Origin of the sequence: Cellulomonas timonensis (genome assembly GCF_900046455.1) — a bacterium.
GTDB classification, from domain to species: domain Bacteria; phylum Actinomycetota; class Actinomycetes; order Actinomycetales; family Cellulomonadaceae; genus Cellulomonas_A; species Cellulomonas_A timonensis.
This window is the reverse complement of sequence record NZ_FCOT01000008.1, coordinates 1-18,899: the sequence shown is the minus strand read 5'-3', so window position 1 is coordinate 18,899 and position 18,899 is coordinate 1. Positions and strand designations below refer to the sequence as shown.

Below are 18,899 nucleotides of genomic sequence, written 5' to 3'. Positions count from 1 at the left end.
GCTCAGCGTCGGCGGCGCAGCTCTAGCGGCGCCTCGACGAAGGGCTCCCACGCGGCGCGCTCCGCCGGGCCGATCCGTCGCGGCGCCCCGGTGGCGGAGTCGACGAGCACGAGCGTGGTGATCGCCCGCGCGTAGGTCTCCCCCTCGACGCCCGACGGGGAGTCGCGCACCTCGTAGCAGATGTCCAGGCTCGCGCCGCCCAGGTGCCCGATCCACATGACGACGACCACGGGGTGCCGCCGGTAGGCCAGTGGCCGCAGGTACTCGACCTGCTGGCCGGCGACGAGCGTGGACGTCTGCGCGCCGGGGCCGGCGTCGATCACCGCCGTCGGCCATCCCGCCACGGCCGAGTCGTCGGCCGCGGCGGGATGCCGCCAGAACACCTCGATGCGGGCCTCCTCCAGGAGGGTCAGCATCGCGACGTTGTTCACATGCCCGTACGCGTCCAGATCTGACCAGCGCAGCGAGACCGGGACGTCAAGACGGGTCATCAGCAGGTCAGTCGCGCGTGAGCTTGCGGTACGTGACGCGGTGCGGGCGCGCCGCGTCGGCGCCGAGTCGCTCGACCTTGTTCTCCTCGTAGGAGGCGAAGTTCCCCTCGAACCAGTACCAGTTCGACGGGTTCTCCTCGGTGCCCTCGTAGGCCAGGATGTGCGTGACCACCCGGTCGAGGAACCACCGGTCGTGGGAGACCACGACGGCGCAGCCGGGGAACTCGAGCAGCGCGTTCTCCAGCGAGCCGAGGGTCTCGACGTCGAGGTCGTTGGTGGGCTCGTCGAGGAGCAGCAGGTTGCCGCCCTCCTTGAGCGTGAGCGCCAGGTTCAGGCGGTTGCGCTCACCACCCGAGAGCACGCCCGCGGGCTTCTGCTGGTCCGGCCCCTTGAACCCGAACGCCGCGACGTACGCGCGCGACGGCATCTCGACGTTGCCGACCTTGATGTAGTCCAGACCGCCCGAGACGACCTCGAAGAGCGTCTTCTTGGGGTCGATGCCCCCGCGGGACTGGTCCACGTAGGAGACCTTGACCGTCTCGCCGATCTTGAGCTCGCCGCCATCGAGCGGCTCCAGCCCGACGATCGTCTTGAACAGGGTCGTCTTGCCGACGCCGTTCGGGCCGATGACGCCCACGATGCCGTTACGCGGCAGCGTGAAGCTGAGCCCGTCGATGAGCGTGCGGCCGTCGAAGCCCTTGTTCAGGTCCTTGGCCTCGAGGACGATGTTGCCCAGGCGCGGGCCCGGCGGGATCTGGATCTCCTCGAAGTCGAGCTTGCGGGTGCGGTCCGCCTCGGCGGCCATCTCCTCGTAGCGCGCGAGGCGCGACTTGGACTTGGTCTGGCGGCCCTTGGCGTTCGAGCGCACCCACGCGAGCTCTTCCTGCAGGCGCTTCGCGAGCTTCTGGTCCTTCTTGCCCTGGATCTCCAGGCGCGCCTGCTTCTTCTCGAGGTACGTCGAGTAGTTGCCCTCGTAGGGGTACAGGCGGCCGCGGTCGACCTCGCAGATCCACTCGGCGACGTGGTCGAGGAAGTACCGGTCGTGGGTGACGGCGAGGATGGCGCCGGGGTACTGCGAGAGGTGCTGCTCGAGCCAGACCACGCTCTCCGCGTCAAGGTGGTTGGTGGGCTCGTCGAGGAGCAGCAGGTCGGGCTTCTCCAGGAGCAGCTTGCACAGCGCCACGCGGCGGCGCTCACCGCCGGAGAGCACCGACACGTCGGCGTCGGCCGGCGGGCAGCGCAGCGCGTCCATCGCCTGCTCGAGCTGGGCGTCGAGGTCCCACGCGTCGGCCGCGTCGATCTCCTCCTGCAGCTGTCCCATCTCGGCGAGCAGCTTGTCGAAGTCCGCGTCGGGCTCCGCCATCAGCGCGGAGATCTCGTTGAAGCGGTCGAGCTTGCCCTTGATCTCGGCGACGCCCTCCTCGACGTTGCCGAGGACCGTCTTCTCCTCGTTGAGCGACGGCTCCTGCATGAGGATCCCGACGGTGTACCCCGGGCTCAGCCGCGCCTCGCCATTCGACGGCTGCTCGAGCCCCGCCATGATCTTGAGGATCGTCGACTTGCCCGCGCCGTTCGGACCGACGACGCCGATCTTCGCGCCGGGCAGGAAGTTCAGGGTGACGTCGTCAAGGATGACCTTGTCACCGTGCGCCTTGCGCGCCTTGTACATGGTGTAGATGAACTCAGCCACTGGCTCTTCGTCCGCCTCGGTGCTCGGGGTGTGCGCCTGGTCCAACGGGCCGCGTGCTCCGCGGCTCGGCGGCGGACCAGGCCGGTGATGTCCGCCGCCCAGCCTAGGCGATCACCCGGCGGACGCGAGCGCCCCGGCGTCGACATCCTGCGGATCGGGCTCCGCGAGCAGTGCCAGCGCCGCCCGCCGGCCCCGCTCCTCCGACTCGTCGCCGGGCTCGCCCTCGGCCGGCTCGGCCGCCTCGGAGCCCGCGGCGCCGTCCGGGTGCACGGTGCGGGCGAACCGCGCCGTCCCGTAGGACAGGTCGGGGCCGATGGCGATCGCGTCCAGCACGAGGGTGGTGCGGGTGCCCTCGGGTGCGGCCCACTCGTCGGTGGAGAGCCGTCCGTGCACCACGACCGGGTCGCCCTTGCGCAGCGACTCGGCGACGTTGCGGGCCGCGGCGCGCCAGCATTTGACGGTGAACCACTCGGTGCGGCCGTCGGTCCACACGCCCCGCTCGCGGTCGAAGACGCGTCGGGTGCTGGCCATGCGGAACGACGTGAACGGCGTGGCCCCACCGACGCCGGGATAGTGCTTGGGCTCGGCGCCCAGCCAGCCGACCAGCGTCAGGGCGAGCTCGTTGGTGCTCATGCGTCCTCCTCGTCGTGGCCGGCGGGAGGCCGGCGCGTGAGGAGAGCGTCGCGAGAGGAGCCCAGGGGCCGCCGCGCGCGCGGCCACCGCTGGGGACTGTGCTCCCCCGCTCGAGGCTGGGGGTGGCGGGCGTCAGCCTCCCGCGGCCTCGCGCACCAGCTCGCGGACCCGGCGGTGCTCAGCGAGGACCACGGCGGCTGGCCCGGCCAGCCCTGCCACGGCGACCCGCTCCAGCGCCGCCCTGCCCTCGTGCAGCACACGCTCCGAGCGACGGTTCGCCAGCATCCGCCGGGTCGTCACCGTCCCGACCGCCAGCAGCACCGCGACCGCGCCGGTCACGACGGCGGGGGGCAGCGCCCACCCATTCGCTTCCCCGCCGCCCAGGCCCACCAGGTTCACGCCCGCCGCGATCGAGCCGGCGAGCACCGCCACCACGCCGAGCACGACGGAGAGCCCCAGCGCCCAGGTGGCGACCCGCGACCGGCGCGCGACCACCGTCACGGAGGCCAGCGCGTCATCGGCGTCCTCCCGCAGGCGCTCGGTGGAGGCCACCGCCTCCCGCAGGGCGACCTGCCACCGGCCCGGCACCGCACGGGCGACATGCTCCCACCAGGCCGAGCGGGCGAGCTCGACCGTGTCCGCCTGCACCGCGCCGAAGGTTGGGACGTGCGCGGCGCCGCCACGCACCACAGCGCCCACGGCATCGGCGATCGCGGGCAGCCCGGCCGCCTCGGCGAGGACGTCCACGACACCCGAGACGTCGAGCTGCTCGGCGCCGGGCTCCCGCTCGGCCACCTGCCCGGCGAGGAGGGTCGCGGCGTCGCTGACCTCCGCGCCGGCCCGCTCGGCGGCCACGCTCTTGCGGCTCACGACGGCGGCCAGCCGGTCGCGCAGCTCCGGCACGCCCTCACCCGTGCGAGCAGACGCCGCGCGCACCGGGACACCGCGCAGCCCGTCCTCGACGACGAGGCGCGAGACGTCGGCGAGGAGCTCGTCGCGCATCTCCTCGGGCACGGTGTCGACCTGGTTGAGCACCACGGCCATCGCGCCCTCATGGCCCACGAGGTGGCGCAGGTAGCCGGAGTGCAGCGCGTCGTCGGCGTACTTCTGCGGGTCCACCACCCACACCAGCAGATCGGCCATGGGGAGCAGGCGGTCCACGACCTCGCGGTGCGCGGGCTCGATGGAGTCGTGGTCGGGCAGGTCCAGCAGCACGAGGCCGCGCAACGGCGCCTCGGTCTCCCCGTCGAGCAGGCTCTCCCGCTCGATCCGGCGGTCGACAGCCACCCCGAGCCAGTCGAGCAGCGCCTCGCCGCCCGTGCCCCACACGCAGGCGGTGACCTTCGAGGTGGTGGGCCGCTTGACGCCCACATCCGCGAAATCGAGCCCGCAGACGGCGTTGAACAGCGACGACTTGCCCGAGCCGGTGCCGCCGAGCAGCGCGACGATCGTGTGGTCGACCCCGAGCTCGATCCGCTCGCGCACCCGATCGACGACGACCTCGACGCGTTCGGCCACCGCCGGGTCGAGTCGGTCGCCACCGATCTCGCGCGCCTCGTCGAGGCTGCTCACGCGGTGGGACAGCGCGCGGGTCTGCTCCCCGTGCAGGTCGCTGTGCTGCGGCACGATGGCCTCCGTCCCGCTCATGTCAGGCCCTTGAGGACGGCGAGCCGCAGGCGCAGCAGCGACGACGCGTCGGCGGCCAGGTCGGGATCGGCCAGGCCCTGGGCGGCGGACCAGCCCTCCTGCGCCACCTGCGCGGCGGCGCGGTCGGCGAGGTCGTCGCGCAACGTGTCGCAAGCCCGCGAGCCCGGCTCGCCCAGCAGGTCGACCAGCAGCGCGCGCGCAGGCTCCACGCCTGCCGCGCCCGCGAGCGCGACGGCGGCCAGGCCATCCTCGCCGAGCGCGCGCACGGCGCGCTGGGCACGCCGCGCGGCGCGGGCGTCGCTGCGGGCCGCACTGGCAGGAGTGACCGCCGTGGCGAGCGCGACCCGGATCGCGTCGGCGCTGCCCGCGGCCCACTGCGCGGCCGACAGCTCCGCAGACGCGGCACGCGCCTCGACACGCCCCTCGGCGGGCCAGGCGGCCTCGATCGTGGGGCCGCCCGCTGGCGCCCCGGCGTGGGGGAGGTGCGTGCGGATGATCCGCTCGGCTTGGGCTCCGGCAGCGGCCAGGTTCGCCGCCGCCGATCGGGTCAGGTCACGGGTCAGCGGGACGAGGGCCTCGCTGCGCGCCCGACCGGTGCGGCGCGAGCCGCTGACCCGGCCAGAGGGCCGCACCAGCCTCTCGAGCGGGGCGCCGCCGACCGTGACCTCGGTCCACCGCGCCCGCGCGGCGCCGTCCGCCACGGCCCCGCCGTGCACCGACGCGCGCGCCCGCTCCTCGGGCCCTTGCACGGCCATGTCCAGCTCCACGGCGAGAGCCTCCGCCGCGTCGGCCTGCGCCTGCACCGCGTCCGCCAACTCGTCGACCCAGGGGCGCAGCGCCGCGAGCGAGCCGCGCAGCGTCCGGGCGATGACCGTGCGCGCACGGTCCGGCCCGGCGAGCATCGTGAGCCAGCGCATGATCGGGGCGACGACGGGCGCCGACAGCGGCCCCTCATGCGGGCCCACATCCGGCACCACGAACAGCGGGGCGCCCTCCAGGCCGTGGCGGCGCAGCCGGTCCAGCAGGTCGCCGCGCACAGTCGGCAGCGACGCGGGCGAGACGCGGTTGAGCACCATCGCGATCGAGGCTCCGCGCGCCACGGCGCCCTCGAGCACCTGCCACGGGAGGGCGTCGCCGTAGCGGGCCGCCGTCGTCACGAAGAGCCACAGGTCGGCGGCTTCCAGGAGCTGGTGCGCGGAGTCGCGGTTGGACTCGAGCACCGAGTCCAGGTCCGGGGCGTCGAGCAGCGCGATGCCGCGCGGCACCTGCTCGTTGGCGACGACCTCGACGGTCTCGAGCACCGGGTGGCGCGAGAGCAGGTCGGCGTCGGCGGGGTGATGGGCCAGCACCGGGCGCCGCGTCGTGGGGCGCAGCACCCCCGCGGCGGTCACCTCGTCGCCGAGCAGCGAGTTCACCAGCGTCGACTTGCCGGCGCCGGTCGAGCCGGCCACCACCACGATCGCGGGGGCGGACAGCTCCTCCAGGCGCGGCACCAGGTGCTCGCCGAGCTGGTCCACGAGCCGGCGGCGTGAGGCGCGCGCCGCGTCGACGCCGGGGATCTCCAGCGGGAAGCCCGTGCGCTCGACATCCCGGCGCAAGTCTCGGACAGCGTCCAGCAGCGACGGCGCAGCGAGTGGACGAGGCAGCACCGCCTCGGCGATCTCAGTTCCCGCTGGTGCTGTCACAGGCCATATCCTCACCCGCGGACCTGTGCAGTCCAAACGCACGCGCCGCCTGCGCGTGGCCGGATGGCTCACACCCGAGAGGTCCCGCCAGCGCCCCACTAGGCTGGTGGGCCTGCCCCCATAGCTCAATGGATAGAGCAACGGCCTTCTAATCCGTAGGTTGCAGGTTCGAGTCCTGCTGGGGGCGCCCACGCCGTCAACCCGGCCCCGGCACCCCTCGCTCCGACGTGGCGGGCTGACCCGGTGGAGCCCCCGCCTGCGGGTGATGCCACAGGTGGACGCGGTCCACGATCGTCACGGCGCCGAGGATCGCCACCGCGAGCGCCATCGCCGCCAGCACGTCGGTGAGGAAGTGGTAACCGAGGTAGAGGCGGCTCAACGCCACCAGCACGACGCCGACGAAGGTCCCCACCGCCCAGCCGACCACCCGGCCCCTGCTGTGGCGCCGGCTCGTCGTGAGGTAGGCGGCGACGAGCAGCAGCGTCGCCGCGCCGATGGTGTGCCCCGACGGGAACGACGCCGTCGACTCGGATCCGGGGAGGTGCATCGTCTCCTCCGGCGGCCGGGGGCGGTTCACCAGGCCCTTGACCGCCAGCGAGATCAGGGTCGAGCCGATCATCGCGCCGACCAGCAGCAGCGGACGCCACCACTCGCGCCGGACGATCGCCCAGGCGCCGCAGGCGACCGCCACCAGGATCGGCAGCACCATCGGCCCGGAGACGAACGTGATCGCCTCCAGCACGCGGGTGGCGACCGGGCCGCGCCGGTCGACGAGCCACTCGAGGACGGGCAGGTCGGCGGCCGACAGGTCGTCGCGCTCCTGGACCGCGTCCAGCAGGCCGAAGAAGACGGCGAGCCCGAAGCCGATCAGGACGATGCCGGGGCCCGTGACGCGGGCCACCGGATGGGCGCGCAGCCAGGCGCTCCCCCGGGCGCGCCACTCGGAGCCGGATGACATTGCGCAGACGCTACCGGCGAGCCGCCGTGCTGGCCTGCGGAGGAGCACGGCGCCGCGCGGATCCGACCGGAGCCCGGTGTCCCGGATGCCGGAAAAAGAAGGTGACCCGCATGACGCCGGATGGTTGGCTCGACTCACCGCGGTGACCTCCACGGGCCCGGCCAGGCCCGATCCCAGCCCGACCTCTGGAGAGCGCCATGCACCCGTCCCTGACCACCGACCTCGTCCTCCTCGAGCACCGCCAGCGGCTCGCCGAGGCCCGCCTCGAGCGCGAGCACCGCACCCGCCTATCTGGTGAGGAGCATGAGTCCCATCCACCTGAACGGGCACGCCTGGCGCCGTTCCGACTGGCACTGCCCACGGCCGCGCCGCTGATGATCTGCGCCGGGCTGCGCTGAGCCCACTCCGGGCGGGCCCGGTAGGTCGCACAGGATGCGGGCCGCCCTCGTGGCGGCCCGCATCCGCGCGTCTGACGCCGGCCATCCGCCCGCGTCGTCATCGGGACGTGGAACCATGCGCCCATGGACATCCGGGGCTCGCGACGCGGACGGCGGCTCGTGCCCGTGCTGCGCGCCCTGGCCGAGCGCCTGGCGCTGGCGGCAGCCGCGGGGGTGGCCACCTCGCTGGTGCTCCTCTGGGGCGGCCTGGCGTGGCCCACCGCGCGCCTGGCCGGAGCGGCGGCCGCCGTCGTGGTGATGGTGGCGTCGTGGGCGTCCTCGACAGTCCCGCCACCGAGCCCGCCACCGCGTCCGCCGCGCCTCACAGGCAGCCCTGAGCGAACCCGGCCGGGTGAACAGCGCCAGTCCTGACAGTGCGGGACCGTAGGCTGACGTCGTGACTTTGACGACGAACGGCAACACCAGCGCGGACCGGATCGTGTGGATCGACTGCGAGATGACGGGACTCGACCTCGCGGCCGACGCCCTGGTCGAGATCGCGGTGGTGGTGACCGACTCCGAGCTCAACGTCCTGGGCGAGGGCATCGACGTGGTCATCGCGCCGCCCACCGAGGCCCTGACGCAGATGAACGACTTCGTGCGCAACATGCACACGACCTCGGGGCTGCTCGAGGACCTGCCCGGTGGCGTCTCCTTGGGCGACGCCGAGGAGCGCGTGCTGGAGTACCTGCGCGAGTGGATCCCCGAGCCCGGCAAGGCGCCGCTCGCCGGCAACTCCGTCGGCACCGACAAGGCGTTCCTCGACCGGGACATGCCCGCGCTCATGGCGCACCTGCACTACCGCGTGATCGACGTCTCCTCCATCAAGGAGCTGGCCCGGCGCTGGTACCCGCGCGTGTACTTCGCCTCCCCCGAGAAGAACGGCGGCCACCGCGCGCTCGCCGACATCCTGGAGAGCATCGACGAGCTGCGCTACTACCGCGCGGCGCTGCTGGTCGCCCAGCCGGGCCCCGACTCGGCGACCGCGAAGGCGATCGCCGCGGAGGTCGTCGCCTCGGGCGCGGCGCGCGCGCTGGAGCAGAAGTAGCGCCTCCCGACCCCGCGTGAGGGGTGTGCGTACGAGCACCCTCTCGGACCCGGTATGCTTCTACTCGCCCCGTCCGCGGGGTGCACGGCATGGTGGGTATAGCTCAGCTGGTAGAGCACCTGGTTGTGGTCCAGGGGGTCGCGGGTTCAAGTCCCGTTACTCACCCCATGTGGAATGAGGCCCGAGCCGTTGGCTCGGGCCTCATTCTGTTTGCGGGCGCCCACAGCACCGTGGGCGCGTCTTCGGCCCACACCCGGGCGCCACGCGAAGGAGCGACGACCATGCGCACCACGGCCAGGCCACTGTCCCTCCTCGCGGCGGCGCTCGGATCGCTCCTGCTGGTCGCCGCCTGCGCGCCAGCTGACGCGCCCCCGATCACGGATGCCCCCTCCGCCGCGTGGCTCAGCGATCACGGCCTCGACGGGATGAGCGGCCTCGAGGTCGTCGACCACCTCGAGGCCATGCCCGTCGCGGAGCGGCCCACGGACCTCATCGCCTCGATCAAGCCCGACTCCGTCGAGCTCTCCGACCTCGACGGCAACACGACGTCGCTCGACTTGCCCGAGGACGAGTTCTACGTCTCGGTCGCGCCTTACCTCACGCAGACCCACGAGTGCTTCTTCCACAGCCTCACGACGTGCCTCGGGGAGCTGCGCGACCAGGACGTCTCCGTCCATGTCGTGGACGGCAGCGGAGCCGTCCTGATCGAGGAGGAGGCCCGCACCGCCGACAACGGCTTCGTCGGCCTGTGGCTCCCGCGGGGTGTCGACGCCACGCTCACCATCGAGCACGACGGTCGCGCCGTCGCCACCCCCGTCTCGACGGGCGACGACGACCCGACCTGCGTCACCACCGCGCGACTCATGTGAGCCGCGCGGCCTCGCGGGCCGGCTCGGCTCAGAGCCGGGCGACCAGCGCGTCCGCGAAGCGGTCGACGGCCTCGGGCGCCAGCTCGAAGAAGAACGAGGGCTCGATCACCTCGACCTCGAGCACGACGGGGTTGCCCTCGTCGTCGGGGATGAGGTCCACCCGCGTGTACAGCAGCGGGCCGTCGATGCCGGGCACCAGGTCCGGAAGTGCCGCGACGACGCGCTGCGCGACCTCCAGCTCGGCGGGGCTCGCCTCACGGGCTGTCATGACCTCCTCGTGGTAGAGGACGGCGTTGTCCGTGCTCCGGAACGGGCCGTCGAGCAGCGCTGCCTTGCGCAGCGAGTGGCTGAACTTCCCGTCGAAGAACACCAGCGCCGACTCCCCCGCGCTGTCCACCTGGCGCAGGTACCGCTGGATCATGACGTGGCGGCCCGCGCCCAACAGGTCCCTGGCGTGCGCGATGGCCAGCATCCGCGAGGGGGTCTCCCCCGCGGCGTAGCGGCCGGTGTCGCGTGAGCCCGCGCTGATCGTCGGCTTGATGACGAAGTCGCCGAAGGCGGGGAACCGGGAGTGGATGCGCCGGGAGTTGAAGTTGCTCTCCGGGTCGAGCCAGATGGTCGGGACGATCGGCAGGCCCGCGTCCTGCATCTGGCGCTGGTAGGCCTTGTCCACGTTCCAGGCCACGACCGATGCCGGGTTGAACAGCCGGGACACGGCCTCGACGCGGCGCGTCCAGTCGAGGAACTCCGCGGGACGGTCGGTGTAGTCCCACGTCGAGCGGATCACCACGGCGTCGTACACCGACCAGTCGACGTCGGGCGCGTCCCACACCACGACGTCGGCAGTGACGCCGCGTGCTGCGAGCGCGGGGATGAGAGGAGCGTCGTCCACCTCGAGGTCGGGCAATGACGAGCAGGTGGCCAGGGCGATACGGGCGGAAGTCACTCGGGCAGAGTACCGACCAGCGGAACAGGTGTGCGGATCAGGCCTGCGCGGCAGCCGTGACCCGCTGCAGGGCGGTGACCACGGTGTCCGCGTCCGCCATCCCCACGAGCGCGCCATCCTGGCGCACCAGCACGCGTCCGTCGGGCGCCTGGGCGATGGCGGCGAACACGTCGTCGAGCGCGGCGCCCAGCTCGAGGGACGCGCCGTGGGCGGAGTCCGCCGCCTCCGCGTCGACCGCGCGCGCGCCCGGGGCCAGGTCCGCGCGCTCGAGCCGGCCGAGGGCGAGCAGGCGCACCGCGGCGCCGGAGCCCACCAGGTCCGCCACCGCGGGGCTGGCCGGCGCGGAGAGCACGCTCACCGGCGGGGCGGGCTGTTCGAGCCCCCCCCCGCGGCTGAGCACCGCCCCCCGGTCCGCGAGCCGCACCGCCTCGTCCACGTCATGTGTGACGAGCACCACAGTGGTGCCCAGCTCGCGGTGGATGCGCCGGAACTCGGCCTGCAGCCGACGGCGGCCGACGGGGTCGACGGCGCCGAAGGGCTCGTCCATGAGCAGCACCGGCGGGTCCACCGCGAGCGCCCGCGCGACCCCCACCCGTTGCCGCGCGCCGCCCGAGAGCTCATGCGGGTACCGGCGCCCGTAGCGGTCCGGGTCCAGGCCCACGAGCTCGAGCAGCTCCCCGACCCTGGCCCGGGTGCGCGCGCGGTCCCAGCCGAGGAGCTGGGGCACGGTGGAGACGTTCTGCGTGACGGTGCGGTGCGGGAACAGCCCGACGTGCTGGATGACGTAGCCGATGCGCCGGCGCAGCGCGACGGTGTCGACCTGCGTGATGTCCTCGCCGTTGATGAGGATGCGCCCCGAGGTCAGCTCGACGAGCCGGTTGGCCATCCGCAAGGTCGTGGACTTCCCGCAGCCCGACGGGCCCACCAGGGCGAGCAGCTCGTGCTCGCGCACCTCGAAGGAGAGGTCGTCGACGGCGACGGTTCCGTCCGGGTACTCCTTGCGCACGTGGTCGAAGACGATCGCGGGAGCCATCTGCCGGACGCTACCCGTTCATCCGCGCGGCGTCGCGTGCGTGGGCGTCGGCGGGTACGTTCGCTGACGTGCAGCCCCACACGTCGACGGACCCTCCGGCGAACCCCTGGTTCTCCTGGGACTACGTCCAGCGGAACTGGGGCGACCTGACGAGCGCGCTCGAGCAGCACTCCAGCCTGACGCTGCAAGCGGTGGCGATCGCCCTCGTGATCGCGCTGCCGCTGGCCGCCGCGGCGCATCTGCGCCCACGCCTGGCCGGGCCGCTGGTGGGCACGACGGGCGTGCTCTACACGATCCCGTCGCTGGCGCTGTTCGGCCTGCTCGCGCCCTACACCGGCATCGGGCGCACCACCGTGCTCATCGGATTGGTGACCTACGCCCTGCTGGTGCTGGTGCGCAACATCCTGGTCGGCCTGCAAGGGGTCGACGAGGATGTGCGGGACGCGGCGCGCGGGCTCGGGTACGGGCGCGCGCGCATGCTGCTCACCGTGGAGCTGCCGAACGCCCTGCCATCGATCGTCGCGGGAGTGCGGCTCGCGACGGTGACCACTGTGGCGCTCGTCACCGTCGGCGTCGTGGTCGGGTACGGAGGCCTCGGGCAGCTCATGTTCCGGGGCTTCCGCAGCCGATACCACGCCGAGATCATGACCGCGACGATCCTGTGCCTGCTGCTCGCGCTGGCCTTCGACCTCGCGCTGTTCCTGATCGGCAAGGCGCTGACCCCGTGGGCACGCGCCACGAGGAACGCGTGAGGGGCGCGCCATGGACGTGATCGAGGAAGCCTTCAGGTGGCTCAACGACCCGCTCAACTGGACCGGGCCGCAGGGCGTGCTCGCGCTCACCCGCGAGCACGTGACGATCTCGGCGCTGGCCGTGCTGCTGGCGATGGTCGTGGCGCTGCCGGTGGGCGTGTGGCTGGGCCACCGTCGCCGGGGCGGCGCCCTGACGGTGGTGCTCGCGAACACTTCGCGCGCGCTGCCGACGTTCGCGCTGCTGACGATCTTCGCCTCCACCGGGCTATTCGGCGCCCCGGCGACGACCCTCGCGGTGGCGATCTTCGCGGTGCCGCCCATCCTCACCAACGCGTATGTGGGGATGCGGGACGTCGACGCCGACGTGCGGGACGCCGCGCGGGGCGTCGGCATGTCGGGCCAGCGCTCGCTGTTCTCGGTGGAGCTGCCGCTGGCGCTCCCGCTCATCGGGGCCGGCCTGCGGACCGCGTCGGTGCAGGTGGTGGCCACCGTGCCGTTGGCGGCGCTGGTCGGGGGGCAGAGCCTGGGCACCATCATCGTCTCGGGCCTGGCGGTGCAGCGGTACGGGCAGGTGGTGGCCGGCGCGGTGCTCGTCGCCGCGCTGTGCCTGCTGGTCGAGGCGGGGCTGGCCTGGGCGCAGCACGCGCTCACGCCGACGCCGATGCGCCCGCCACGGCGCCGGGCCCGCGCCGTCCCCGCGTCCGACCTCCCCTAGCAGCCGCCTGGGCTGCGGGTTCCCGCCTGCTCCGGTTGCCATCGGCGTGGTGGGACTGTCGAATGGCTCACGACGTCACCCGCCGACCAGGGAGCTCTCTCATGCGCACAACCCGGACCTCCGTGGCCCTCGCAGCAGCGGGGGTCCTCCTGCTCGCAGCCTGCGGGTCGCCCGGCTCCGGCGGGGGCGAGAGCGCCGCGACCTCAGGCTCCTCCGACCTGGCGACCTGTGATCCCGTCGCCGGCGACCAGCTCGTGGTGCTGGAGGACGACCAGGGGCTGCAGAACGCGGACAACGTCATCCCCGCGGTGAACGCGCAGGCCGCCGCCGCCGACCCCGCCCTCATCCCGCTGCTGGACTCGGTGTCCGAGTCGCTCGACACCGACAAGCTCATCGCGCTCAACAAGGCAGTGGACATCGACCGCGAGACGGCCAGCGAGGCCGCGAAGGCCTACGTCGCGGATGAGGGGCTCGCCGCCGACGACTCCAGCGTGGGCGCCGGCAAGCAGGTGACCATCGGGGCCGCGAACTTCTCGGAGAGCTCGACGCTCGCCGAGCTGTACGCCGAGGTGCTCCGCTCCGCCGGGTACACCGTCCAGGTGCAGACCATCGGCAACCGCGAGACGTACCTGCCCGCGCTGCAGTCCGGGGAGATCACGCTCACGCCCGAGTACGCCGCGACGCTCGCCGAATTCCTCAACACGAAGGTCAACGGCCCGGACGCCGCGCCGGTCGCGAGCGCCGACCCGACGGCCACGGTGGAGGCGCTGACCACCCTGGGCGACGACTCAGGGATCACGTTCGGGGCGGTGTCCGACGCGCAGGACCAGAACGCGTTCGCCGTCACGCAGGAGTTCGCCGACGAGCACGACGTGTCCACGCTCAGCGAGCTCGCCGACACCTGCGGCGGGCTGATCCTGGCCGGCCCGCCCGAGTGCCCGGAGCGCCCGTTCTGCCAGCCGGGCCTGGAGGAGGTGTACGGGCTCGACATCGCCGAGTTCCAGTCCTACGACTTCGGCCTGATCGGCGACGCCGTCCGCCAGGGCAAGGCGTCCATCGGCCTGGTGCTGTCGAGCGACGGCTCGCTGGCGAGCTGACCGGCCCCGCCGGCGAACTGCTGGAGGCCGCCGGGCTCACAGCCCGGCGGCCTCCAGCAGCCGCAGCCACACCTCGCTGACCGTCGGGTAGGCCGGCACCGCGTGCCACAACCGGTCGAGCGGCGCCTCGGCCACCACTGCGATCGTCGCCGCGTGCAGCAGCTCCGCGGCATCCGGCCCCGTGAATGTGGCGCCGACCACCACGCCGCGCGCGTCGTCCAGGACGAACTGCGCGGTGCCCCGGTATCCGTCCGCCGCCACGCTGGCGCCCGAGACAGAGCCGATGGCGTGGCGCAGGACGCGGACCGTCAGCCCTGCGTCCCGGGCCGCCTGCTCGGTCAGCCCGACAGTAGACACCTCGGGCCGGGTGAACGCGGCCTGTGGCACCGCCGCATGATCGGCCGTGGCCCGGTAGCGGGTCCACGGGCCGGCAGCGCGCTCCGCCTCCGCGGCTCCCGCGACGGCCTCTGGGGAGCCCGCTGCCTGCGAGAACCGGGCGGCCACGACATCGCCGGCCACCCGTGCGTCGTACTTCCCCTGATGAGTGGTGGCGGTGCGGCCCGTGACGTCGCCCGCGGCGAACAGCCAACCGCCCTCGGCGCCGACGACCTCCATCGCGTCGTCGACCGTGAGCGCGGCCCCCGGCTCGAGCCCGAGCACGTCGAGGCCGAGGTCGGACGTGCGCGGGCGCCGCCCAGTGGCGACCAGCACCTGGTGGGCCACGGGGGTCCCGCCGGTGGACAGGTCCAGGGAGGTGCGGCCATCCTCACGCGCTGCCCTGGTCGCCTCCACCCCGAACCGGACGTCGACGCCGAGCTCCACGAGCGACTCCTCGACCTCCTGCGCCGCGAACGGCTCCAGGCGGTCCAGCAACCGGTCGCCCCGCACGAGCACCGTGACGGCGGCGCCGAGGTCGGTGTACGCGACCGCCAGCTCGCAGGCGACGACGCCGCCGCCGATGATGGCCAGCGAGCCGGGCACGACCTCCGCGGACGTGGCCTCGCGGCTGGTCCACGGCTCGGACTCGACGAGGCCCGGCACGGGCGGGATCAATGGGTCGCTGCCGGTGGCGACCACGACGGCCCGGCGCGCGCGCAGCACGGTCCCCACGGGCTCGGCCTCGGGCGACGCCGGATCGGGCACGAGCACCAGCTCGCGCGGGCCGGTGAAGCGCACGCGCCCGCGCACCAGCGCGATGCCGGCCTTCTCCAGCCACCTCACCTGGCCCGCGTCATCCCAGTCGGACGTGAACTTGTCGCGGCGGGCCAGGACGGCGGCGACGTCGAGACCGCCCGTGACGGCCTCCGAGGCGCCCGGCACCGCCCGGGCGGCGGCCAGCACCGCGCCGGGGCGCAGCAGCGCCTTGGAGGGCATGCAGGCCCAGTAGGAGCACTCCCCGCCCACCAGCTCGTCCTCGACGATCGCGACGCTCAGGCCTGCGCGCCCAGCCCGCTCCGCGGCGTTCTCCCCCACCGCACCGGCTCCCACGACGACGACGTCGTACTCGAGCACCTGCTGCCCCGCGTTCATCTGAGCTCCTGTCCCCTTCGGCATCTCCACCATCGTGGTGCCAGGTGGCCGATCTGGCAGCCGGAGAGGCCAGCGCCGGGGGGCGCCGCATGCGCCGACGACAAAGCCCCCTCGCCTGCGTGTCCGCAGATGAGGGGGCTTTCCGGGTAGTGCGCCATCAGGGACTCGAACCCCGAACCCGCTGATTAAGAGTCAGCTGCTCTGCCAATTGAGCTAATGGCGCGCGAGGCCAAACATTACCATCGGCTGACCGGGCCCTGCGAACCAGCCGAACGTGACGCACATGACAGGGCGGGCCTGCCCGCGCATGGTGGCGCGTGCGGGGAACCTCCCACGACGAAGGCCCCTGACCGCGTCTCCGCTGTCCGGGGCCAACCTCTGGTGCGCCATCAGGGACTCGAACCCCGAACCCGCTGATTAAGAGTCAGCTGCTCTGCCAATTGAGCTAATGGCGCGCGGGGCGAAACGTTACCACCGGCTCGGCTCGACGTGCGAACCGGCTGCTGGAGGCCACTTCCGGCCTCGGGCGGGTGGCTCAGGCGGAGCCGGTGCTGGGGTCGACCCACCACTCGTCGGCGGGCAGGCCCTCCGACTCGAGGATCGCCTGCGAGACCGGGCCGTCCACTGCCGCGAGGTCGGCGAGCAGCGCGAGGGGCACGTGCTCGGCCAGGAGGTCCATCACCGCGGCGGGCGCGCCGGCGGCGGGCGCCGCGGGGTCGACAGGGCTCGGGGCCCCCAGGACATCGGAGAGCGCCTCGCCGGGAGCCGCGCCCATGGCGCGCTCGCTGTGCTCCGTCATGAGGCCTCCTGGTCACGTGGATGTCGAGGCACATCGGACCATCGGGGGGGCCGCTGTGCAACCCCTGGACGACGGCTGACCGAACGTTGGACGGGCCGTGACGCGGCGCCGTCCCCACATGGCCTAGAGGTAGAGCCCGGTTCCCGCCGCGCCGGGGCGGGGCTGGGCGACGGCGTGCACGTCCTTCTCCCGGAGCAGCAGGTAGGTCGTGGCCTCGAGCTCGACCTCCGCGCGCTCGTCCGGGTCGAACAGGACGCGGTCCCCCACCTCCACCTGGCGCACCTGCTGGCCGGCGGCGACGACCCGCCCCCAGGTGAGGCGCTTGCCGACCATCGCGGTGGCGGGGATCACGATCCCGCCGTTCGAACGGCGCTCCGCGGCGTCGACGTCGAGCTCGACGAGCAGCCGGTCGTTGAGCATCCGGATGGGCAGCGTGGACGGCCGGGCGCCGGGGGCCGTGGGACGGGAATCACTCACAGTCCAGACGCTACCCCGACGTAGGCTGGCGACCAGCCCTTCGCCCCCTCGTCGGCCTGCGCGCCCACGCCGACCGACGCGCCCACACCCCTGGAGACCCATGCCCCGCCTCACCGTCGGAGACCTCGCGCCCGACTTCACCCTGCCCACCGCCGACGGCGGCTCCGTGACGCTCTCCGACCTGCGCGGCCAGCATGTGGTCGTGTACTTCTACCCGGCGGCGATGACCCCGGGCTGCACCAAGCAGGCCTGCGACTTCCGCGACTCGCTCGCGTCGTTGCAGGGCGCCGGGTACGCCGTCGTGGGCGTCTCCCCCGACCCGGTGGACAAGCTCGCGAAGTTCGCCGAGCAGGACGCGTTGACGTTCCCGCTGGCCTCCGACCCCGAGCGCTCGGTGCTCGAGGCGTGGGGCGCCTACGGCGAGAAGTCGCTCTACGGCAAGACCGTGACCGGCGTGATCCGCTCGACGGTGGTCGTGGACCCCGAGGGCCGCGTCGAGCTCGCGCAGTACAACGTCAAGGCCACCGGGCACGTGGCGAAGCTGCGCCGGGACCTCGGGATCGCCTGACGTCGGCTGTCGCCGCACCGCGCGCCGAGCAGGCGCGCGGTGTGGCATAGTCGCCGGCGCGGGAGTGGTGAAACGGTAGCCACGCCAGGTTTAGGTCCTGGTGCCTGAGAGGGCGTGCGGGTTCGAGTCCCGTCTCCCGCACCATCGCGCGCGGCACCGGCCCACCAGGGCTCAGCGCAGCGGCATCCGAACGAGCGCGCCGCCTCCCGCGAGCGAGCTGGGCTCCAGGCCCAGGCCGTTCCACACCGCGATCCGCACGGCTCCCCCGTCCAGCGGGCCCAGGGTGCCGGCCGCCTCCTCCAGGCCCACCGCATGCCGTTCGACGGCGCCCTCCTCGGTGGCCGCGTAGCGGAACGTCTCGACCCTGTCCCACGTGCCGTCGCCCGTGAGGTCGTACGACACCGACACACGGGTGCCGTTGCCGACGAGGACGCGGGACCCGGCCGACAAGTCGAACTCGGTGCTCGTGCTCAGGTACGTCCCCTGCAGGTCGCGGGCCACGAAGACCAGCGCGCCGGCTGGCTCCTCGCCCTGCGCGGCGCCAGCGCCGTCCTCCGTCAGCGCCAGGCGCTGGGTGGCGGCCCGATCGGCGGCAGTGGTCACCGCGGAGAGCGCGAGCGACGAGTGGACGATCACCTGGGCCGGCTCATCCCCCGCCGTCGAGGGCGACGCGCCCTGCGTGGTCCCGCCGCGTGTCGAAGGCAAGGCGCCCGACTGCGCCGGGGCGGCGCCGAGCACCGTGCCGTCCCCGTCATCGGCGCCCTCGGCATCCTCTGAGGGGTCGGAGGCCTCGGCGGAGCCCCTGCCGGCGTACGACCATGGGCCACTCGGCCGGACGGCCGTCGAGCCTGAGGCGCGGGGTCCGCTCGATGGGACGCGGGAGGCGGTCTGCGGGCTGCCGGCCCGGGGAGACGCCACCTGTCCCGGAGCCACGGGGCTCCCGCCAGACAAGCCCGCCACTGGCGCCTGGCCCGGCGACGGGGCGGCCGTCGGGCCACCCGAGGCCGCCGCCGACGCGAAGGGCAGCCGCAACACCGAGCCGGGGCCCAGCACCAGGGTGCTCGACGTCGAGCCGATCGAGTTCCACACCGCGACCCGCACGGAGCCGCCGGCCAGGTCGCCCAGCGCGCCCGTGGCCGTCTCGAGGCCGACAGCCTGCGTGTACGACTCCGGGCCCGGCACGGGGTCGGTGGCGAAGTACCGGTACGTCTCGACGCGGTCCCACGTGCCGTCGCCGGTGAGGTCGTAGGACACCGACGCGCGCGTCCCGTTGCCCACGGACAGCCCGGCGTCCACCGCCAGCTCGAACGCGGTGGAGCCGCCGGTGGCCGTGCCCGTGAGGCCGGTGGCGGTGAAGGCCACCGCGCCAGGCGGCGCCGACACTCCGTCGACCCCCTGGGCGGCGGGCAGCGTCACCTGGCCGCCGGGGCCCGCCGCGCTGGCCAGCCCCCCGCCCTGCTGCGGGTAGAGCGTGAGCGACCCGGCGGGGCCGGTGGTCGGGGTGGGAGTCGGTGTGGGGCTGAG

19 protein-coding genes, 5 tRNA genes and 1 pseudogene are annotated in these 18,899 nt (G+C 73.5%); 11 read left to right on the top strand and 14 right to left on the bottom strand.

Annotated elements, in window-relative coordinates; all coding sequences use genetic code 11:
- Window positions 1-2: 2 nt before the first annotated feature.
- The 5 genes from BN3788_RS00645 to BN3788_RS00625 form a co-directional block, all read right to left on the bottom strand.
- Entirely contained in the window at window positions 3-491 is a 489-nt protein-coding gene (locus tag BN3788_RS00645; protein ID WP_066581787.1) for an acyl-CoA thioesterase, read from the bottom strand.
- A gap of 7 nt (window positions 492-498) precedes the next feature.
- Complete coding sequence (gene ettA / locus BN3788_RS00640; protein ID WP_066581785.1) at window positions 499-2,181, bottom strand: energy-dependent translational throttle protein EttA; 1,683 nt, start codon at window positions 2,179-2,181, stop codon at window positions 499-501.
- A gap of 111 nt (window positions 2,182-2,292) precedes the next feature.
- Window positions 2,293-2,814 carry a single-stranded DNA-binding protein gene (locus BN3788_RS00635; protein ID WP_066581782.1) on the bottom strand — a complete coding sequence of 174 codons (522 nt, stop codon included), beginning with the start codon at window positions 2,812-2,814 and terminating at the stop codon, window positions 2,293-2,295.
- A gap of 132 nt (window positions 2,815-2,946) precedes the next feature.
- Window positions 2,947-4,461 (bottom strand): GTPase, encoded by a 1,515-nt coding sequence (locus tag BN3788_RS00630; RefSeq protein ID WP_066581779.1) that lies wholly within the window; start codon window positions 4,459-4,461, stop codon window positions 2,947-2,949.
- A complete protein-coding gene (locus BN3788_RS00625) occupies window positions 4,458-6,146 on the bottom strand; it encodes a GTPase (protein WP_066581777.1) in 1,689 nt (562 codons plus the stop codon). The genes BN3788_RS00630 and BN3788_RS00625 overlap by 4 nt, the downstream gene beginning before the upstream one ends.
- 114 nt (window positions 6,147-6,260) lie before the next feature.
- Between BN3788_RS00625 and BN3788_RS00620 the strand changes: the two genes are divergently transcribed.
- Window positions 6,261-6,333 (top strand) — tRNA-Arg (locus BN3788_RS00620).
- A 9-nt stretch (window positions 6,334-6,342) separates the two neighbouring features.
- On the opposite strand, the gene BN3788_RS00615 is transcribed toward BN3788_RS00620, so the two are convergent.
- Window positions 6,343-7,104 carry a phosphatase PAP2 family protein gene (locus BN3788_RS00615; RefSeq protein WP_066581775.1) on the bottom strand — a complete coding sequence of 254 codons (762 nt, stop codon included), beginning with the start codon at window positions 7,102-7,104 and terminating at the stop codon, window positions 6,343-6,345.
- Window positions 7,105-7,301: 197 nt separating this feature from the next.
- Between BN3788_RS00615 and BN3788_RS00610 the strand changes: the two genes are divergently transcribed.
- From BN3788_RS00610 to BN3788_RS00590, 5 genes are all read left to right on the top strand, one after another.
- Window positions 7,302-7,502: a hypothetical protein gene (locus tag BN3788_RS00610; RefSeq protein WP_066581774.1), complete on the top strand. Its 201-nt coding sequence runs from the start codon at window positions 7,302-7,304 to the stop codon at window positions 7,500-7,502.
- A 123-nt stretch (window positions 7,503-7,625) separates the two neighbouring features.
- Window positions 7,626-7,913, top strand: a complete 288-nt coding sequence (locus BN3788_RS19160) for a hypothetical protein (RefSeq protein ID WP_066581769.1) — start codon at window positions 7,626-7,628, stop codon at window positions 7,911-7,913.
- A 25-nt stretch (window positions 7,914-7,938) separates the two neighbouring features.
- The gene (gene orn / locus BN3788_RS00600; protein WP_261797895.1) at window positions 7,939-8,589 is read left to right on the top strand and encodes an oligoribonuclease; all 651 of its coding nucleotides are present in this window, start codon (window positions 7,939-7,941) and stop codon (window positions 8,587-8,589) included.
- A gap of 92 nt (window positions 8,590-8,681) precedes the next feature.
- Window positions 8,682-8,757, top strand: a tRNA-His gene (locus BN3788_RS00595).
- Between the two features lie 113 nt (window positions 8,758-8,870).
- Complete coding sequence (locus BN3788_RS00590) at window positions 8,871-9,458, top strand: CueP family metal-binding protein (RefSeq protein ID WP_066581767.1); 588 nt, start codon at window positions 8,871-8,873, stop codon at window positions 9,456-9,458.
- A gap of 28 nt (window positions 9,459-9,486) precedes the next feature.
- Here the strand turns inward: BN3788_RS00590 and BN3788_RS00585 are convergent, their stop codons facing one another.
- Window positions 9,487-10,404 (bottom strand): ATP-grasp domain-containing protein, encoded by a 918-nt coding sequence (locus tag BN3788_RS00585; protein WP_066581765.1) that lies wholly within the window; start codon window positions 10,402-10,404, stop codon window positions 9,487-9,489.
- Between the two features lie 37 nt (window positions 10,405-10,441).
- A complete protein-coding gene (locus tag BN3788_RS00580; protein ID WP_066581763.1) occupies window positions 10,442-11,437 on the bottom strand; it encodes an ABC transporter ATP-binding protein in 996 nt (331 codons plus the stop codon).
- 68 nt (window positions 11,438-11,505) lie between these two features.
- Between BN3788_RS00580 and BN3788_RS00575 the strand changes: the two genes are divergently transcribed.
- The 3 genes from BN3788_RS00575 (at window position 11,506) to BN3788_RS00565 (ending at window position 14,001) form a co-directional block, all read left to right on the top strand.
- Window positions 11,506-12,189, top strand: a complete 684-nt coding sequence (locus BN3788_RS00575; RefSeq protein WP_066581761.1) for an ABC transporter permease — start codon at window positions 11,506-11,508, stop codon at window positions 12,187-12,189.
- A gap of 10 nt (window positions 12,190-12,199) precedes the next feature.
- Window positions 12,200-12,904: an ABC transporter permease gene (locus BN3788_RS00570; protein ID WP_066581758.1), complete on the top strand. Its 705-nt coding sequence runs from the start codon at window positions 12,200-12,202 to the stop codon at window positions 12,902-12,904.
- 101 nt (window positions 12,905-13,005) lie between these two features.
- Window positions 13,006-14,001 (top strand): glycine betaine ABC transporter substrate-binding protein, encoded by a 996-nt coding sequence (locus BN3788_RS00565; RefSeq protein WP_066581756.1) that lies wholly within the window; start codon window positions 13,006-13,008, stop codon window positions 13,999-14,001.
- A gap of 36 nt (window positions 14,002-14,037) precedes the next feature.
- On the opposite strand, the gene BN3788_RS00560 is transcribed toward BN3788_RS00565, so the two are convergent.
- The 5 genes from BN3788_RS00560 to BN3788_RS00540 form a co-directional block, all read right to left on the bottom strand.
- Complete coding sequence (locus BN3788_RS00560; protein WP_066581755.1) at window positions 14,038-15,531, bottom strand: dihydrolipoyl dehydrogenase family protein; 1,494 nt, start codon at window positions 15,529-15,531, stop codon at window positions 14,038-14,040.
- A 150-nt stretch (window positions 15,532-15,681) separates the two neighbouring features.
- Window positions 15,682-15,754, bottom strand: a tRNA-Lys gene (locus tag BN3788_RS00555).
- 156 nt (window positions 15,755-15,910) lie between these two features.
- A tRNA-Lys gene (locus BN3788_RS00550) sits at window positions 15,911-15,986 on the bottom strand.
- Window positions 15,987-16,066: 80 nt separating this feature from the next.
- Entirely contained in the window at window positions 16,067-16,330 is a 264-nt protein-coding gene (locus BN3788_RS00545; protein ID WP_066581754.1) for a hypothetical protein, read from the bottom strand.
- Between the two features lie 123 nt (window positions 16,331-16,453).
- Entirely contained in the window at window positions 16,454-16,750 is a 297-nt protein-coding gene (locus BN3788_RS00540; protein ID WP_066581751.1) for a GroES family chaperonin, read from the bottom strand.
- A 157-nt stretch (window positions 16,751-16,907) separates the two neighbouring features.
- Between BN3788_RS00540 and bcp the strand changes: the two genes are divergently transcribed.
- Together bcp and BN3788_RS00530 are read left to right on the top strand one after the other, a co-directional pair.
- Window positions 16,908-17,375, top strand: a complete 468-nt coding sequence (gene bcp, locus BN3788_RS00535) for a thioredoxin-dependent thiol peroxidase (RefSeq protein WP_066581749.1) — start codon at window positions 16,908-16,910, stop codon at window positions 17,373-17,375.
- Between the two features lie 58 nt (window positions 17,376-17,433).
- Window positions 17,434-17,519 (top strand) — tRNA-Leu (locus BN3788_RS00530).
- Between the two features lie 27 nt (window positions 17,520-17,546).
- Here the strand turns inward: BN3788_RS00530 and BN3788_RS00525 are convergent.
- A pseudogene (locus BN3788_RS00525) lies at window positions 17,547-18,899 on the bottom strand (hypothetical protein); the annotation flags it as partial.

Bases quoted from the DNA above. Each gene is read 5' to 3' on its own strand.
- BN3788_RS00645 (WP_066581787.1), bottom strand. From the start codon at position 491: ATGACCCGTCTTGACGTCCCGGTCTCGCTGCGCTGGTCAGATCTGGAC.
- BN3788_RS00635 (WP_066581782.1), bottom strand. From the start codon at position 2,814: ATGAGCACCAACGAGCTCGCCCTGACGCTGGTCGGCTGGCTGGGCGCC.
- BN3788_RS00630 (WP_066581779.1), bottom strand. From the start codon at position 4,461: ATGAGCGGGACGGAGGCCATCGTGCCGCAGCACAGCGACCTGCACGGG.
- BN3788_RS00615 (WP_066581775.1), bottom strand. From the start codon at position 7,104: ATGTCATCCGGCTCCGAGTGGCGCGCCCGGGGGAGCGCCTGGCTGCGC.
- BN3788_RS00610 (WP_066581774.1), top strand. From the start codon at position 7,302: ATGCACCCGTCCCTGACCACCGACCTCGTCCTCCTCGAGCACCGCCAG.
- BN3788_RS19160 (WP_066581769.1), top strand. From the start codon at position 7,626: ATGGACATCCGGGGCTCGCGACGCGGACGGCGGCTCGTGCCCGTGCTG.
- BN3788_RS00590 (WP_066581767.1), top strand. From the start codon at position 8,871: ATGCGCACCACGGCCAGGCCACTGTCCCTCCTCGCGGCGGCGCTCGGA.
- BN3788_RS00580 (WP_066581763.1), bottom strand. From the start codon at position 11,437: ATGGCTCCCGCGATCGTCTTCGACCACGTGCGCAAGGAGTACCCGGAC.
- BN3788_RS00570 (WP_066581758.1), top strand. From the start codon at position 12,200: ATGGACGTGATCGAGGAAGCCTTCAGGTGGCTCAACGACCCGCTCAAC.
- BN3788_RS00565 (WP_066581756.1), top strand. From the start codon at position 13,006: ATGCGCACAACCCGGACCTCCGTGGCCCTCGCAGCAGCGGGGGTCCTC.
- BN3788_RS00560 (WP_066581755.1), bottom strand. From the start codon at position 15,531: ATGAACGCGGGGCAGCAGGTGCTCGAGTACGACGTCGTCGTCGTGGGA.
- BN3788_RS00545 (WP_066581754.1), bottom strand. From the start codon at position 16,330: ATGACGGAGCACAGCGAGCGCGCCATGGGCGCGGCTCCCGGCGAGGCG.
- BN3788_RS00540 (WP_066581751.1), bottom strand. From the start codon at position 16,750: ATGCTCAACGACCGGCTGCTCGTCGAGCTCGACGTCGACGCCGCGGAG.
- bcp (WP_066581749.1), top strand. From the start codon at position 16,908: ATGCCCCGCCTCACCGTCGGAGACCTCGCGCCCGACTTCACCCTGCCC.